The following is a 15,449-nucleotide window of genomic DNA, read 5'->3' on the forward strand; positions in this document are numbered from 1 at the left end:
TTGCCCCGCGAGACGGTACCGACCCGCATGGTCGCGATGGACTCAGAATCCGAACTGGCGCGGGGCGACGCGGCGCCCGACTTCGAACTCCCCGGCGCGGACGGCGAGACGTACGCGCTCTCGGACTTCGCCAACAACGACGCGCTGCTCGTCGTGTTCACGTGCAACCACTGCCCGTACGCGAAGGCGAAGATCGACCTGCTCAACGACGTCGCCGCCGAGTACGACGACTGCGCGGTGGTGGGAATCAACCCCAACGACGCGGAGGCGTACCCCGAGGACTCCTTCGAGGAGATGCGAGCCCGCGTCGAGTCGGGCGAGGTGAAGTACGACGCGTACCTCCGCGACGAGAGTCAGGCGGTCGCCCGCGCGTACGGCGCGGTGTGCACGCCCGACCCGTTCGTCTTCTCGAACGTCGACGGGACGTTCGAGTTGGCGTACCACGGCCGGCTGGACGACGCGCTCGAACCGGACGCCGAAGCCGAGGAGTACTACGTGTACGACGCCGTCGACGCCGCCGTCGCGGGCGACCCGGTCGCACACGAGGACCGGCCGAGCCGGGGGTGTTCCATCAAGTGGCGCGAGGAGGCGTAACGAGCGACGCCGCCGAGCCTGCCCGCTTCACGTGGACGTGTCGGTCGTCGCCTCCCCGTCGCGGTCGTCGGCCGCGTCGGCGAGGTCCGCGAGCGTCTCGCGAGCGTTCGCCACGGCCGCCTCGTGTTTCGCGGGGTACGCCTCCACCTTCCCGCGGAGCGTGATGCCCGGACCGAGTCGGACGTCGCCCTTGAACGCCGCCTGCTTGTCGAGGCGGAGGAACAGCGAGTTGTTGTCGTCCACGCGTTCATCGAGTTCGTCCACGACGCGGTCGAGGTCCGGGAGGTCCGCGATGGCCGCGAGGACGTGGCGGACGTCGTCGGCGTTCTCCACCCGCGCCGAGAGCACGACGATGCGGTCGCCGTGGTGACCCTCGTTGGCGACTCGGTCGAGTTCGAACCCCTCCGGGAGGAACGTCCGGAGGGCCTGCTCGACCCGCTTCTCGTCCTCCGTCGCGTAACAGAAGGTCCGCAGGTCGACGTAGTGGAAGGGAACGCTGCTCATGGGGAGTCGCTACGGCGGTGGGGGTCAAAAACGTTCGATTCCGCGCTCCGACGCGCGGGACGAACCGGAACGGGAGTCACGAGAACGGCCCGTCCTCGTAGAGGACGAACGCGCCGAGGCCCGCGAGGAACGGGAACGGCTGGAAGAAGAGCCACTGACCGATGCTGCTACCGCCGGCGCCGTACACGTAGAAGAACAGGAACTGGTTCGCCGACCAGCGTTCGAGCAGTTGCGGGGCGAACTGGAGGAACGCGAACGCGGGGTACGAGAGCAGGACCGCGCCGATGGCGACCCAGATGGTGCTCGGGAGGTCGAGGTGCAACGCGGCGAGCAACACTCCCGAGAGGAGCACCAGCAGGAGTGGAAGCTGGGTCGGCGTCGGGAGAGCGCCGGGGAAGACGGTCTGCTGGTAGTGGGCGAACGTCGACGCGCCGCCGGTGACGCCGAACAGGACGGTGTACCCGAGTCGCTCCGGAACGCTCGCGGGGCGGCGGAGCGCGGTCACCGCCGGACCTCCACGTCGACGGTGGCTTCGACGTCGACTTCGAGGTCGTTCCCGTCGATGCCGACCGGCAGCACGCCGCTCAGTTCCGCACCCGAGACCGCCGCCGCGGGGTCGTCGTGGTACGACTCCTTCAACAGGACGGTCACCGTCACGGTGGCAGTCCCGCCCGCCGGAACGACCGCGCCGTCGAGCGTCGACTGACGCGGCAGGTTCACCCGCTCGCCGTCGGCGTAGACGCCGACGGAGGCTAGCGACGGGGTCGAGGGGACCGTGAACGGCCGCGGCGTCGGGTTGTGCACCCGCAACTCGACCGCCACGCTTCCGTCGCCGGTGACGCGCGCGTCCGAGACCGACACCTCGGTTCTAGACACCTGCTGAGCGGCGACGTGGTCCGCGACGAGCGGCGCGGCGAGCGCGGCGCTACAGAGACACGTGAGCGCGACGAGCGCGAGGACAGCACGGCGGGTCATGGAGGGGCCGTTCCACCCGAACTGCCGAACGTCCCTTAACGCTTCGGAGCCGTCCGAGGACCGTACGCACGTCCGAGAAACGACCGGAGACGGACGCCGGGCCCCGGTCTCGGTGCGTCGACCGGCCGCAACGGGGTCGAGACGCAGACCCGGACGCGGTCGTTACTCTTCCTCGTCGTCGGCCGCTTCCAACTGGTCCGCCGGGACGCCCTGCTCTTGGCCCTCCTCGAAGCTGACGGTGTAGGTGGCGTCGCCGAACATCGTCTCCATCACCTGCGTCACGGTGCCGGTCTGTCCGTCGAACTCGCTGTGTTCGTCGTGCAGGACGACCCTGTCTTCCTTCTCGAAGTCGCTCATGGCTCCGGGTTCGGCACGGCCGTACAAAAGCGCGCTGAAAGTCACCGACCCGGACCCGACTCAGTCGGCCGCCGAGGGGGTCCGGTGGAACGGCCGGCGGGCGATGGTCGACCGGAACTCGGGGAGCGACTCCTTGCCGTGCTCGGACATCGCGGCGACCACCGCGAACACCTCCTGTCTGCTCACCTTCACGCCGCGGCCGTCGACGGCGCGCTCGGGCGACGCCGACAGCTCTCTCAGAGTACCGACGGCGAGCAGGAACGGGATGGCCCACGCGTCGAGCGTGTTGCCGTCGACGAGCGGGAGGTGTTCGAGGTACGTCTGGGCGTCGTCGACCAGCCCCCGGGCGAGGCGCGCGGTCCGGCCGACGACCGTCGCCGTCCCGTCGCGGTGCTCGGGGGCGGTGAGGTCCGACTGCGGGACGCCCTCCTCGTCGAGCCACTCGGCGGGGAGGTAGACGTTGTCCTCCTCGGTGTAGTCGTCGTGGACGTCCTTGGCGATGTTGACGAGTTGGAGCAGCAGGCCGAACTCCTCGGCCGTCTCGTACAGCGTCCGGGCGCGCTCTTCGGACACGTCGCCGCGCGTGAGCAGGTTCGTGATGAGGTTGCCGACGGTGCCGGCGACGTAGTAGCAGTACTCCTCGAGTTCCGGGCGCGAGCGGATGCGGAGGCCGCCCTCGTCGGCGTAGCGCTCGACGAACTCGGCCATCCCGGAGACGAGTTCGCGCACCGGTGGCGTGATCGCGGCACGCACGTCGGGGGGGAACTCCTCGAAGGTGGCGACCACGCGCTCGGTGTTGGCGACGACGGACCAGTCGGCCGACCGCTCCGCCTCGGGCGGGAGGTGCGGGCCGACCGCCGCGCGGAAGTCGGCGGCGGTGGTCTCGTCGTCGGGGTCGAGCACGGCGTCGTACAGGCTCAGCAGGCGGGCCTGCTCGTCCGGAGGGATGTGGTCGGTGTCCTCGACGGTGTCGGCGACTCGGCAGAGGAGGTACCCCGAACAGATGTAGGAGGCCATCGGCTCCTCGAGCACGTCCACGGTGAGCGCGAAGGTGCGCGAGACGCCCTGCACGGCCTCGTGACACCACGCGAGGTCGGCGTCGGGAGCGGTCGTCGCGGGGCGGTCGGCGTCGGGCATTCGGATGCAGTGGCCTACGGAACCGGGGTTAAAAAGTGGTGTGGAGCGTGCCTACCCACCGAAAAGGCCTAACGGCGGGGAGTATCACGGTCGAGTATGGACTTCGGGCTCACGGCCGAGCAGACGCAGATCCGCGACATGGTCGCGGAGTTCGTGGACGAGGAAGTCGTCCCGCGCGCCGCGGACATCGACGAGTCGGACGAGTTCCCCGCGGCCCTCGTCGCGGAGATGGCGGACCTCGGTCTGCTGGGGATGCCGTTCCCCGAGGAGTACGGCGGCGCGGGGCTCGACTACCACTCGTACGCGATGGGGATTCAGGAGATATCCCGCGGCTCGGGCGGGCTCGGAACCGTCGTCGCGGCGCACACCTCGCTCGCGGGTAACATGCTGTACGAGTTCGGCGACGACTCTCAGAGGACGGAGTACCTCACGCCGCTCAACGAGGGGAGCGACATCGGCGCGTTCGCCCTCTCGGAGGCGGGCGCGGGCTCGGACGTGCCCGCGATGACCACCACCGCCGAACGGGACGGCGACGAGTACGTCGTCGACGGGGGCAAGCTCTGGACCTCCAACGGCTCCGTCGCCGACACCGTCGTCGCCTTCGCCAAGACCGACCCGGAGGCCGGTAACCGTGGCATCACCGCCTTCGTCGTCCGTCCCGACGAGGACGACGGCTTCGTCGTCGAGAACACGGAGCACAAACTGGGGGACAAGGGCTGTCCGACCGCCGAACTCCGGTTCGACGACATGCGCCTCCCCGAGTCGCGCGTCCTCGGCGAGGAGGGCGAGGGGTTCGTGCAGGCGCTCAAGACCCTCAACGGCGGGCGCATCTCCATCGCCGCCCGCGGCGTCGGCATCGCCGTCGCCGCCCGCGACGCCGCCCTGGAGTACTCGCAGGACCGCGAGCAGTTCGACCAGCCCGTCGCCGAGTTCCAGGCCGTCCAGCACAAACTGGCCGACATGGACACCAAGGTGCAGGCGGCGAAACTCCTGATGCACAAGGCGGCCGACCTGAAGATGGAGGGGGAGGACTACGTCAAGGCGGCCGCGCAGGCGAAACTGTACGCCAGCGAGGTGAGCCGCGAGGTGGCGAACGAGGCGATTCAGGTCCACGGCGGTTACGGCTACACGAAGGACTTCCCCGTCGAGCGCTACTACCGCGACGCGAAACTGAACGAGATATACGAGGGGACCAGCGAGATCCTGCGCAACACCATCGCCCAGCGGTTGCTGGGCTGACGGCGTCGCGCCCGACGGCTCGCTCGCTTCCGGTCTCGCCCAGCCGGGACGCCGCGAGAGCCGGAACCTAGAGCCGTCCGCTACCGGTCCGCGAGCGCCGTCGGGCCGGCGAGTTCGACGCTCCCCGAGAGGTCGCGCTGGGGGAACGGAATCTCGATGCCCTCGTCGTCGAACCGTCGCTTGACGTTCGCGACGTACTCGCCGCGCGTCTTCACGAAGTCGGCGCGCGAGGGCTCGCGTATCCAGATGCGCGACTGGAGCCCGACGTAGCTGTCGGCGAGTTCGGTCAGCCGGACCGAGGGGGCGGGCTCCGAGAGGACGTCCGGGTGACGCTCCGCCTCCTCGACGATGATGTCGCTCGCCGCCTCGATGTCGTCGTCGTAGCCGATGCCGAAGAGGAACTTCAGGCGGAGGGTGTCCTTCGCGACGGGGTTCTTGATGACGTCGTCGGTGAGCTTCGAGTTGGGCACCGTGAGCAGTTCGTTGTCGAACGTCCGCACGCGCGTCACCCGGAACGAGATGTCCTCGACGACGCCCGCGTTGTCGTTCCACTCGATCCAGTCGCCGATTCGAAAGGGACGGTCGGTGAAGATGAACACGCCGGCGACGAAGTTCTTGATGACGTCCTGGAGCGCGAACCCGATGGCGAGCGTCGCCGCGGCGGCGATGGTCGCGAGCGACTGGAGGAAGTCGCCGTAGCCCGCCAGTCCGAACGCGAGCGCCACCCCGGCGAAGACGACGACGGCGTGGACGAGCTTCATCACCGGCCGGCGCGCGTGCGTCTCCAGCCCGCGCGAGTCGAGGACGCGGTCCACCAGCGGTAGCAGGAGCGCGCGGCCGGCGACGTACACCAGCGCGAGCGCCACCAGGAACGTTATCGCCCCCCCGAGCACCACCGCGGCGCTCTCCGGGAGACCGAGGTCCCGGAGCAGGTTCGCGACCAGTCGGGCGACGTCGGCCCCGCCGGGGTCGTCGACGGGCGTCTCGGTGACCTGTTCGGCCCCTCCCCCGAGAGCGACTCCCCCCGCCGCTCGCATCAGTGGAACACCGCCGTGTTCCCCCGCGTCTCCACCACGTCCGCGCCGACGCGGTCCGCGAGGTCGGCGGCCAGTTCCTCCACGTCGCTCCCGCCGCGGGCCGAGCGGAGGAACTTCACCTTCACCAGTTCTCGGTCGGCGAGTTGGCTCGCGAGTTCGTCCGCGACCGACTCGACGCCGTTCTTGCCGACGCGCAGCGTCACGTCGAGGTCGTGCGCCCGCTTGCGCAGGTCGTGGTCCGTCATGCCTTCGAGTCCGGACCTGAGGGTCTGAAAGGTTACGATACGACCGGCGACCGACCCGAGGCGCGTCGGGACGCGAGACCGGTCAGTACGGGTACCGCGCGGTCGCGCCGCACTCGCACCGGACGACGACGTGGCTCCCCTCCTGGAGCCGGGTACGGGCGTTGACGCCCGGGACGAGGAACGCGTCACAGCGGTCACAGGAGAAGCGCGTGAGCGCCCGCGGCAACCCACAGCGGTGCCGCTCCGCGAGCCTGCGCGCGAGGCGGACGTACTCGCGGGCGCGGTCGGGTTCGCCCGCCTTCGTCGCCTCGCGCGCGAGGGCAGTCAGCCGCTCGATGCGCTCTTCGGCGATGGAGGACACGTCGGTGGAGGTACGGTCCGGCCGTCTGATAGCGGTTTCGGAGCGGGATGGAGCGGGCAGAGCGAGGCAGAACGGCCCGGTGCGGTCGCGGCGCCGGGACGGACGCCGCGTGGTTCCGACAGGTCAAAGGGGCGGTTCGGCGAAGCGGGGGGAGACGTGCGCGTCCTCGACTACCTCGAACTGGCTCCCCTGTTCGACCGCGCGGGCTTCGGCACCGCCCACGACCAGCAGGTCGAGGCGCTCGCGCGCGCGGCCGCCACCGGCGCTGACGTCGAGGTGGTCACCTCGCCGTGGCGCGGCGGCGACGCGCTCGACGGCGGCTGGAACGCCGCCCGCGGGCGAGACCCCCTCGTCGAGTACGACGTGGCCCACTGCAACCTCATCGGGCCGGGGAGCGTCGCGGTCGCCCGCCACGCGAGACGCCACGGTCGTCCGCTCGTGCTCCACTGTCACGTGACGAGCGAGGACTTCCGCGAGAGTTTCCGCGGGTCGACCACCGTGGCCCCCGCGCTCCGGCGCTACCTCCGCTGGTTCTACTCGCAGGCGGACCTCGTCGTCTGCCCGTCGGAGTACACGAAACGACGGCTCGCGGACTACCCCGTCGACGCACCCGTCCGCGCGATGACGAACGGCGTCGACCTCGACTCGGTGGCGGACCACGCCGCCCTGCGCGGGCGCTACCGCGACCGGTTCGACCTGGACGGCGTCGTGGTGTTCGCCGTCGGGTCGGTCTTCGAGCGGAAGGGGCTCACGGCGTTCTGTGAGGTGGCCGAGCGGACGGACCGCGAGTTCGTCTGGTTCGGCACCGTCGACTCCGGCCCGCAGGCGTCCCCGACGGTCCGCCGGTGGACCGACGACCCGCCCGCGAACGTGACGTTCACCGGCTGGGTCGACGAGAAGGCCGGCGCGTTCGGCGCTGGCGACGTGTTCTTCTTCCCGACCAAGGAGGAGAACCAGGGGCTCGTCGTCCTGGAGGCGATGGCGTGCGGGAAGCCGTGCGTCCTGCGCGACATCCCCGTCTTCCGGGAGTACTTCGAGGACGGCCACGACTGCCTGCTCCGCTCGACCCGCGAGGGGTTCGTCGAGGCGCTGGAGACGCTCGCCGACGACCCGCAGTTGCGGGAGCGCCTCGGCGCGAACGCCCGCGAGACGGCCGAGGCGCACTCGCTCGACCGGGTGGGCGAGCAACTCGTCGACGTCTACCGCGACCTGCTCGCGCGCTGACGGAGCGGCGGCGTGCGGCCCCGCCGCACGGCCGGGCCGAAGACGCAAGCGGTTAGTGACGGCCCGCGGAATCCCGGCGCATGCAGACGGTCGCGGCGTTCACCGACACGTACCTGCCCACGGTGAACGGCGTCACCTACACCGTCCAGTCGTGGCGCGAGCGCTGGACCGAGCGCGGCGGACGCATGGACGTGGTGTACCCCGGCGCGCCGGGGTACGACCCCGGCCCCGGCGAGCACGCCACGAGGAGCGTCGGGTTCCCGTTCTACGACGGGTTCCGCTTCGGCCTGCCGGGCGTCCCCGACGCCGTCCGCGACGCCGACGTGGTCCACGCGCACACGCCGTTCGCGCTGGGACTCTCGGCGCTGGCGCTCGCCCGGCGGGCGGACCTGCCGCTGGTGACGTCGTACCACACGCCGACGGCCGAGTACGCGGACTACCTCGCGCGCGGTCCCGTCGCCACGGGCATCGAGTCGGTCGCCCGCCGGTACGAGCGCTGGTACCTGAACCGCGCATCGGTGGTGGTCGTCCCGAGCGGGCCGGCCCACGAGCACCTGCGCGACATCGGTACCCGGACGCGAATCGAGGTGGTGCCCAACGGCGTCGACACCGAGTTCTTCCGTCCGGTCGACGCCGGTACGGAAGACGCGTTCCGCGAGCGGTACGACCTGCCCGACGGCCCGCTCGTCGGCTACACCGGCCGGCACGGCTTCGAGAAGGAACTGGAGACCGTCCCGCCGGCCGTTGCCGCCGCCGACACCGACGCGACGCTCGTGTTCGGCGGCGACGGTCCCGCCCGCGACGGGGTACGGCGACGGGCGGCCGACTGCGGCGTCGACGCGCGCTTCCTCGGGTTCCTCCCGCGCGAGGACCTCCCCGCGTTCTACACCGCGCTCGACGCGTTCCTCTTCCCGTCGCCCGTCGAGACGCAGGGGCTGGTCGCGCTGGAGGCGAACGCCTGCGGCACGCCCGTCGTCGGCGTCGACGCCGGGGCGCTCGAAGACACCGTCGAGGACGGCGTCACCGGCTACCACTTCGCGCGCGGCGACGTCGACGCGTTCGCGGCGGCCGTCGACCGGACGCTCGCGGAACGCGAGCCGCTCTCCGAGGCCTGTCTCGCTCGCCGCGACGGCACGAGCGTCGAACACGCCGTCGACCGGCTTGCCGACGTGTACGACGGGCTGTGAACCGTCGGCGGGGCGCTCGCAGCGCTCGCCGGAGTTGAGGTCGAAACAGGGGGAGAACGGACCGGGCGGACAGTGGACCGGGGTCGACGCGGTGTGCGACCGCGCGGTACCCGAGGAGTTCGCGTTACTCGTCTTCGAGCGCCTGCGCGATGCGCTGGAGCTGTCGGGTCGCGTCGCGCACCTCGTCGCGGAGCTGTCGGACCTCGCGCACGAGTTCCTCGTTGCCGGCGGACTCCTCCTCGGCGCCGGGACCGCCCATACCGGGAGGGCCGCCGCCCATCCCGCCGGGACCGCCGCCGCCCATCATGCCGCCCATCATCTGCGCGAACGGGTTGCCGCCGCCGCCCCCGCCCATCCCGCCGGGACCGCCGCCGCCCATCATCTCCTCGGGGCTTGGGCCCTCGCCCTCCTCGCGCTCCTGCTCGCGCCGCTCGCGTATCTCCTCGACGCGCTCGCGGAACGACTTCTCGTCGTCGCCCTCGTCGCCCTCGTTGGGGTCGTTGGGGTCGCTCTCGGCTCGGTCGGGCGTCTCGTCGGCCTGCTCGCGCTCGGGGTCATCGTCTGCCATGCGCGCCGCTTCGCTCTCGCGGCCGAAAAGGGTTGTTCATCGTGTGAGCAATCCGTGCGTTCTTATCCCCCCGACTCTGAGGGGGCGGCGTGTTCGCGGACCGGTCCGACGCCCTGCGCGACGACAGCCCGCACCGCGGCTACGGAGTCGCGGTCACGCCCGGCTGTACCGGGCCGTGCGCGCTGGTGACGGGGTACGGACCGGAGAACCGCCTGCTGACGTGGCGCGACGGCGAACTCCGCGACGTCGCTACCCCGGCCGTGGCGGACGCCGGTCGGCACGCCATCGGCGTAGTCGCCGCCGACCTCGACGCCGACGGCCGCGAGGAGTTCTACGTCCACAACACCGACGAGTACGAGGGTCACACCCGCGATACGGACCTGCTGCTCGACCCCGTCGAGGTGCTCCCCGACGACGAGACGGTGCGCTGGCGCGACCTCTTCGGTCTCGGGCTGAACGCCGACCGGGGGAACTTCCGCGCCGGGCGGTCGGTCGCCGCGCTTGACCGGTACGGGACCGGTCGGTACGGCGCGTTCGTGGCCTCGTACGGGCCGCCGTCGCGGTTCTACGAACTCGGCGACGACGGCGAACTCTCGGACATGGCGGAGGCGGTCGGTCTCGACGTGGAGGCCGGCTGTCGCTCGCTGTACGCCGGGTCGCTCGTGACGGAGCGGATGGACCTGTTCGTCGGCGTCGAGAACGGTCCGAACCGGCTGTTCCGCAACGACGGCGGCCACTTCACAGAGGTGGCCGAGGCGGTCGGTCTCGCCGACCCGGAGACGAGCGCCCGCGGGGTGACGCTCGCCGACGGCGACTTGGCGTACGGGACGTGGGAGGGACCGAACCGGCTCTACCGCGCCGACGGCGGGACGACGTTCCGGGACGTCGCACCGTCCTCGTTCGCCGAACCCACCCGGGTCCGCACGCTGGTCACCGCCGACTTCGACAACGACGGCCGCGACGAACTGTTCGTCAACGCGATGGGGACGGAGAACCGCCTGTTCCGCCGCGAGACCGGCGAGTGGACGCGGCTCGACCCCGGCGCGGCCGAGGAGCCACGGGGACTGGGAACCGGCGCGGCCGTCGCGGACTTCGACGGCGACGGCGCGCTCGAACTCCTGCTCGTCCACGGCGAACTCGCCGCCCAGCCGCTCACGCTGTTCTCGGCGCGAGGCGCGACCGAGAACGACTGGCTCCGCGTCCGGCCCACGACCCAGTACGGTGCGCCGGCCCGCGGAGCGACCGTCACGCTGGAGACGGAGGCGTGGACCAGAGAGCGCGTCGTCTGTGCCGGGTCGGGCTACCTCTGTCAGATGGAACCGGTCGCGCACTTCGGGCTTGGCGACGCGACGCCCGAACGCGTCACCGTGCGCTGGCCCGACGGGCGCGTGGCCGCGCTGGAGCGACCGGTCGAGCGCACCGAACACGAGGTTCCCCACCCGATGGCCCCGCGGTTCTGAACCCGTCCCCCGCCCGCGTCTGACCCGGACTCCGGACACGGGCGGTTTTTCACCGGGGCGCTCGCACCGGGCGCCATGGACGACGGCGAACTCGGGAAGGCCGACCGTGACCTCTTCGAGTCGGTCATCTACCCGAACCTCGGGGCCGACCGCGCGGACGTGCCGCTGGGGCCGGCCCACGGCGTCGACTTCGGCGTACTCGACGTCGGCGGGCGAGCGCTCGTCGCCGCGACCGACCCGCTCTCGGTGCTGCCGGACCTGGGATTCGCGCGCGCGGGCCGGTTCGCGCTGGCGTTCGCGTTCGCGGACGTGGCGGTGTCCGGCGTCGCGCCCACCCACATCTGTCCGTCGTTCGCGTTCCCCGCCGACGTGACCGACGAACAGTTCGCCGCGCTCTGGTCGGCGGTGAGCGAGGAGTGTGCCGACCTGGGCGTCGCCGTCGCCACCGGACACACGGCCCGGTACCCCGGCGCGTCGTTCCCGTGGGTCGGCGCCGCGACGATGCTCGGCGTCGGCGACCACGCGGACGTGATACGGCCGGACGGCGCGCGGCCCGGCGACCGCCTGCTCGTCACGAAGGGACCCGCGGTCGAGACGGCGGGACTGTTGACGACGCTGTACCCCGATGCGTTCGACGCGCTCGACGAGTCGACGCTCCGCGAGGCGCAGGCGTGTCTCGACCGGGTCGGCGTGACGCGCGACGCCCTCGCGGCCGCCGAGGCGGGACGAGCGGCGGCGAACGAACCCGGCGATACCGCGGTGAACGGCGTCACGGCGATGCACGACGCCACGGAGGGCGGCCTGCGCGGCGCGCTCTGCGAGACGGCCGACGCGGCGGGCGTCCGCTTCGACGTGGAGTCGGTCGCAGTCCCGGATATTCCGGCGGCGGTCGCCGCCTGCGACGCGCTCGGTATCGACCCGTGGGCGTGTACGACGTCCGGAACGCTCGTGATAGCCGCCCGCCCGGACGCAGCCGAGGCGGTGGCAGCGGCGCTCGACGACCGTGGGACGCCGGTCGGCGTCGTCGGCGAGGTGCGCGAGGGGAGGGGCGTGTACGTCGACGGCGAGCGGGTCACCCCGCCGGCGTCGGACCCGTCGTGGGCGGCCTACGAGGCGCTCAGCCGTCGAACGCCGAGCGGATAGCCGCCGCCGCCTCGTCGAACGCCGCGTCGGCCGCGGGCACCCGGTCGGCGAACGAGAGGAAGCCGTGACACATCGAGGGATAGTGTCCGCGGGTCACGTCGACGCCGGCGTCGTCGAGTCGCGCGGCGTAGCGGGCGCCGTCGTCGCGAAGCGGGTCGTGCCCGGCCGTGACGACGACACCGGACGCCGTCTCCGAGAGCGACGGCGCGCGCAGCGGCGCCGCGTACGGGTTCGCGGCGTCCACCTCGCTCCGGAGGTAGCGCCGCCAGAACGTCTCCATGTCCGCGCGCGTCAGCAGCGGCCCGTCGGCGTTCTCCTCGTAGGAGTCGGTCGTGAAGTCGTGGTCCGTGATTGGGTACAGTAGCGCCTGGACCGCCAGGTCGTCCTCGCCCGGTGCCCGCAGCGCGGTGGCTGCCGCGAGGTTGCCCCCGGCGCTCGTTCCGGCGACGCCGACGCGGCCGTCGCCGCCCAACTCGCCGGCGTACTCGCGCGCCCACGCCACCGCCGCGGCCGCGTCGTCGACCGCCGCCGGGAAGGGGTGCTCGGGCGCGAGGCGGTAGTCGACGGAGACGACGACCGCGCCGACCCGGCGACAGAGGCCGCGGGCGATGTCGTCCGCCGAGTCGAGCGTGCCGAGACACCAGCCGCCGCCGTGGAAGAACACCAGCGTCGGGGCCGGCGTCTCCGTCGGACGGTACACCCGGATCGAGAGCGGGCCGCCCGGACCGTCGAACGCCAAGTCGGTCGCCGGGACTGGGGTGCCGTCGTCCGGGACCGCGCCTGCGTCGGAGCCGTCGCGCGGTGGGTCGTTGCCGAACAGGTCGGCCTCCACGCGGCGTCCGCTCTCGACGGAGAGCGCGCCCCACTCGGGGACGCCGAGCGCTTCGATGTCGGCGACGACGGCCGCGAGGTCGGAGTCGAGGTCCATCGGTGGCATCTGGACTCGACGCGAGGCGTCGTGTGGGGTGATAATGAACACCACCGGTTCGAGCGCGCACCATCGCCGGAGCGGGGGAACGAGGAGCGACGCCGCTGGAGGGTCGAGCGAAGCGCCGAAAGAAAGGGTGTCAGTTGTGAGGTCGAACGACTGCCGAGACGTCAGGCCGGGGCGAGCGGCGCGGAGGTTGCGCTCACGTCGGTCGCGTCCTCGCCGTTTTCGGTGGCGTTGGGCACCGTCACGGTGATGGTGTGCGTGCCGGGGCCGAACGTCTGGGTGGTCGAATCGTACAGTTCCTGCTGGTCGGCGGTCTCGGGGCTGAAGCCCGCGCCGGGTTTGGTGTACGAGACGAGCGACAGCTCGACGTCCGAACAGCTCTCGTTGAGCGTGAACGTTACCGTCGCCGTCCCGTCCTCCTGCTTCACCACGCCCGCGTGGTCGAGACACGACCGGATGCCCTCGCTCGCCCACGCCCGACCGCGGTCCGTGATACCGTCCTCGCTCGTCCCGTGTGCGAACCGCACCAGCCGGTCCTCCTGGGCGTACAGGCTGTCCGCCGACAGGTTCTCCATCGGTTCGCCCGCGACGAAGTCCACCTGGTAGTAGACCGTCTCGGGTTCCTCCATCTCGTCGTCCTCGACGGTGATGGCCGCCGAGTCGACGACCGCACCGGAGCCGTCGGTGTACGGCCCGTCGGCGCTTCCACCGGAGGCGACGAAGTCGTACTGTTCGTTCCCGTTCGTGTCGAGGTGCGGCATCGCCACGAGCGTCTGGTTCTCCCCGAGGCTCATACCGTCCTCGAACTCCGTGCCGGGGACGTCGAACAGCGCGATCTCCAGGTTCTCGTAAGTGCCCGCGGAGAGGTAGCCCGAGACGCCCACGACGCTGCCGTCGGCGGCGTGGATAGTAACGAAGCCGCCGTCGGACATCGTCACCGACTCGACGACGACCGTCGTGCCGTTCGTCGACTGGTTCGCGAACGTCACGCTCGCCGTCGGGTCGGGTTCGGGTTCTTCGACGGTAATCTGGGCCGTCGCGCTGTCGTTCGCGGTGAACGCGCCGTGCGTGTACGTCCCGGCGGGGACGCCGTCCGTCGGCACCTCGAAGCTGACCGTGTCGCTCGCGCCGGCCGCGAGCGTCACCGACTCGTTCACGCCGATGGCCTCGGGCGTGCCGTCGCCGTTCAGGTCGATGCGGAACTCCACGGTCTGGGTCGCCTCCGACCCGCCCGCGTTCGTGACGTTCGCCGTCACGCTCACCGCGTCGCCCTGCGTGACCGTCGAGGGCGCGTTCAGGTTTGACACCACGAAGTTCGCCGGCTCGGGAGCCGGCTCCTCGGCCGCGGCGTCACCGACCGCGGCGAGGTAGATGCGGTTGTTCGTCGTGAAGTCGACGTCGCTCGTGACGGTGTTCGCGTCCGTGTCGACGACGTTCGGGTCGGGGGAGGCCGACCAGTCGCTGGCGTACTGCCAGAGCTGGATGCTCGACTCGTCGACCCCGTCGGCGCTGCCGTAGTGGACCGAGACGTTCAGCGCGGAGGGAGCCTTGCCGCCCGCGGTGGACGTCTGGAGGGGCGCGCCGACGACCTGCCCGCCGCCGGGACTGGCCGGCAGGGAGTCTGCGCCCTCGAGCACGACGTTCTGGCTCGCCTGAATGTCGACGACGGCGTCGCCGAGCGTCAGGTTGCTCGCCGTGACGTTCGCCGGCTCGGAGTCGACGTACCCGCGCATGTAGTAGCCCCAGTTGCTGTTGTCGCGGATGACCGAGTCGACGATGCGCATGTCCTGGGCGTTGTTGTCGATGTGGATACCGTAGTCGTTGTCGTACGACCGGATGTTGTCGAGCACGAGGTTGCTCGACCGGATGATGGAGAACCCTTCACCCTCACCGCGCGTGTGGTCGCGCGCGGTTGCATCCTCGATGCGGACGTTCTCCGACCGGACTACCCAGTACCCGTAGTACTTGTCGTCGATGGCGTCGACGTTGCTGACCGTGACGTCGGTCGCATCGGTGATCTGAACGCCGATGAACCAGTTCGTCACCGTGACGTCGGTGACGGTGACGTTCGACACCGGCGAGGCGCTCCCGTTGACGGAGACGCCGAACGCGCGGGCGTCCCCGCCCGCCCCGGCGACGGTGTGACCGTTCCCGTCGAGCGTCACGTCGCTCGCAGTGATGTCGAGACAGGTCTCGCCGCCCGCGTCGATGTCCGAGTTCAGGACGTAGTGTCCCGGCTCGTCGATGGTCGTACACGACGACACCGTCTGGGGCGCCGCGCTCGCCGGCTGAACGAGGACGACGCCCGCAGTGAGAACCGACCCGACCATCACCGCCGCGAGCGCGATTGCGAGGGCCGCCTGACGGGGACCCGTAGTCTGCTCACCTACTCCGCTCATGTTCCGCTCCGCACACTACTCCGACCGTAGTCTGGTGGCATGATGCAGGTACAAACATCTCCCGAATCCAACTTCATCGTATTTG

Annotated in this window: 17 protein-coding genes; 6 read left to right on the forward strand and 11 right to left on the reverse strand. The window is 71.1% G+C overall.

Annotated elements, in window-relative coordinates; all coding sequences use genetic code 11:
- The first annotated feature begins 27 nt into the window (after positions 1–27).
- Complete coding sequence (locus tag AC6RUA_RS03995; RefSeq protein ID WP_499814647.1) at positions 28–594, forward strand: thioredoxin family protein; 567 nt, start codon at positions 28–30, stop codon at positions 592–594.
- Between the two features lie 27 nt (positions 595–621).
- Here the strand turns inward: AC6RUA_RS03995 and AC6RUA_RS04000 are convergent, their stop codons facing one another.
- From AC6RUA_RS04000 to AC6RUA_RS04020, 5 genes are all read right to left on the reverse strand, one after another.
- The gene (locus AC6RUA_RS04000) at positions 622–1,098 is read right to left on the reverse strand and encodes an RNA-binding protein (RefSeq protein ID WP_499814648.1); all 477 of its coding nucleotides are present in this window, start codon (positions 1,096–1,098) and stop codon (positions 622–624) included.
- 76 nt (positions 1,099–1,174) lie between these two features.
- Positions 1,175–1,603 carry a hypothetical protein gene (locus AC6RUA_RS04005; protein WP_499814649.1) on the reverse strand — a complete coding sequence of 143 codons (429 nt, stop codon included), beginning with the start codon at positions 1,601–1,603 and terminating at the stop codon, positions 1,175–1,177.
- Complete coding sequence (locus AC6RUA_RS04010) at positions 1,600–2,073, reverse strand: hypothetical protein (protein ID WP_499814650.1); 474 nt, start codon at positions 2,071–2,073, stop codon at positions 1,600–1,602. The genes AC6RUA_RS04005 and AC6RUA_RS04010 overlap by 4 nt, the downstream gene beginning before the upstream one ends.
- A 162-nt stretch (positions 2,074–2,235) precedes the next feature.
- Positions 2,236–2,430 carry a DUF1918 domain-containing protein gene (locus tag AC6RUA_RS04015; protein WP_499814651.1) on the reverse strand — a complete coding sequence of 65 codons (195 nt, stop codon included), beginning with the start codon at positions 2,428–2,430 and terminating at the stop codon, positions 2,236–2,238.
- Between the two features lie 60 nt (positions 2,431–2,490).
- Positions 2,491–3,567 carry a phytoene/squalene synthase family protein gene (locus tag AC6RUA_RS04020; RefSeq protein ID WP_499814652.1) on the reverse strand — a complete coding sequence of 359 codons (1,077 nt, stop codon included), beginning with the start codon at positions 3,565–3,567 and terminating at the stop codon, positions 2,491–2,493.
- A gap of 96 nt (positions 3,568–3,663) precedes the next feature.
- Here AC6RUA_RS04020 and AC6RUA_RS04025 point away from each other — a divergent pair, with 96 nt between their 5' ends.
- A complete protein-coding gene (locus AC6RUA_RS04025) occupies positions 3,664–4,806 on the forward strand; it encodes an acyl-CoA dehydrogenase family protein (RefSeq protein WP_499814653.1) in 1,143 nt (380 codons plus the stop codon).
- A gap of 80 nt (positions 4,807–4,886) precedes the next feature.
- Here AC6RUA_RS04025 and AC6RUA_RS04030 read toward each other — a convergent pair whose 3' ends face one another.
- The 3 genes from AC6RUA_RS04030 to AC6RUA_RS04040 form a co-directional block, all read right to left on the reverse strand.
- On the reverse strand, positions 4,887–5,843 hold the full coding sequence (locus AC6RUA_RS04030; RefSeq protein ID WP_499814654.1) for a mechanosensitive ion channel family protein: 957 nt from the start codon (positions 5,841–5,843) through the stop codon (positions 4,887–4,889).
- The gene (locus tag AC6RUA_RS04035; protein ID WP_499814655.1) at positions 5,843–6,088 is read right to left on the reverse strand and encodes a YhbY family RNA-binding protein; all 246 of its coding nucleotides are present in this window, start codon (positions 6,086–6,088) and stop codon (positions 5,843–5,845) included. Before AC6RUA_RS04035 ends, AC6RUA_RS04030 begins: the two co-directional genes overlap by 1 nt.
- Positions 6,089–6,170: 82 nt before the next feature.
- Positions 6,171–6,449: a ribonuclease P protein component 4 gene (locus tag AC6RUA_RS04040; protein WP_499814656.1), complete on the reverse strand. Its 279-nt coding sequence runs from the start codon at positions 6,447–6,449 to the stop codon at positions 6,171–6,173.
- A 156-nt stretch (positions 6,450–6,605) separates the two neighbouring features.
- Here AC6RUA_RS04040 and AC6RUA_RS04045 point away from each other — a divergent pair, with 156 nt between their 5' ends.
- A complete protein-coding gene (locus AC6RUA_RS04045) occupies positions 6,606–7,673 on the forward strand; it encodes a glycosyltransferase family 4 protein (protein ID WP_499814657.1) in 1,068 nt (355 codons plus the stop codon).
- A gap of 80 nt (positions 7,674–7,753) precedes the next feature.
- On the forward strand, positions 7,754–8,860 hold the full coding sequence (locus AC6RUA_RS04050) for a glycosyltransferase (RefSeq protein WP_499814658.1): 1,107 nt from the start codon (positions 7,754–7,756) through the stop codon (positions 8,858–8,860).
- 124 nt (positions 8,861–8,984) lie between these two features.
- Here the strand turns inward: AC6RUA_RS04050 and AC6RUA_RS04055 are convergent, their stop codons facing one another.
- Complete coding sequence (locus tag AC6RUA_RS04055; protein WP_499814659.1) at positions 8,985–9,428, reverse strand: hypothetical protein; 444 nt, start codon at positions 9,426–9,428, stop codon at positions 8,985–8,987.
- A gap of 89 nt (positions 9,429–9,517) precedes the next feature.
- Between AC6RUA_RS04055 and AC6RUA_RS04060 the strand changes: the two genes are divergently transcribed.
- Together AC6RUA_RS04060 and AC6RUA_RS04065 are read left to right on the forward strand one after the other, a co-directional pair.
- On the forward strand, positions 9,518–10,888 hold the full coding sequence (locus tag AC6RUA_RS04060; RefSeq protein WP_499814660.1) for a CRTAC1 family protein: 1,371 nt from the start codon (positions 9,518–9,520) through the stop codon (positions 10,886–10,888).
- A 75-nt stretch (positions 10,889–10,963) separates the two neighbouring features.
- Positions 10,964–12,031 (forward strand): AIR synthase-related protein, encoded by a 1,068-nt coding sequence (locus AC6RUA_RS04065; protein ID WP_499814661.1) that lies wholly within the window; start codon positions 10,964–10,966, stop codon positions 12,029–12,031.
- On the opposite strand, the gene AC6RUA_RS04070 is transcribed toward AC6RUA_RS04065, so the two are convergent.
- On the reverse strand, positions 12,006–12,968 hold the full coding sequence (locus tag AC6RUA_RS04070) for an alpha/beta hydrolase (protein ID WP_499814662.1): 963 nt from the start codon (positions 12,966–12,968) through the stop codon (positions 12,006–12,008). The genes AC6RUA_RS04065 and AC6RUA_RS04070 overlap by 26 nt on opposite strands.
- Before the next feature lie 161 nt (positions 12,969–13,129).
- On the reverse strand, positions 13,130–15,364 hold the full coding sequence (locus AC6RUA_RS04075; protein WP_499814663.1) for a DUF7282 domain-containing protein: 2,235 nt from the start codon (positions 15,362–15,364) through the stop codon (positions 13,130–13,132).
- Between the last annotated feature and the right edge of the window lie 85 nt (positions 15,365–15,449).

Source organism: Halorarum sp. SLYT50 (genome assembly GCF_059821265.1).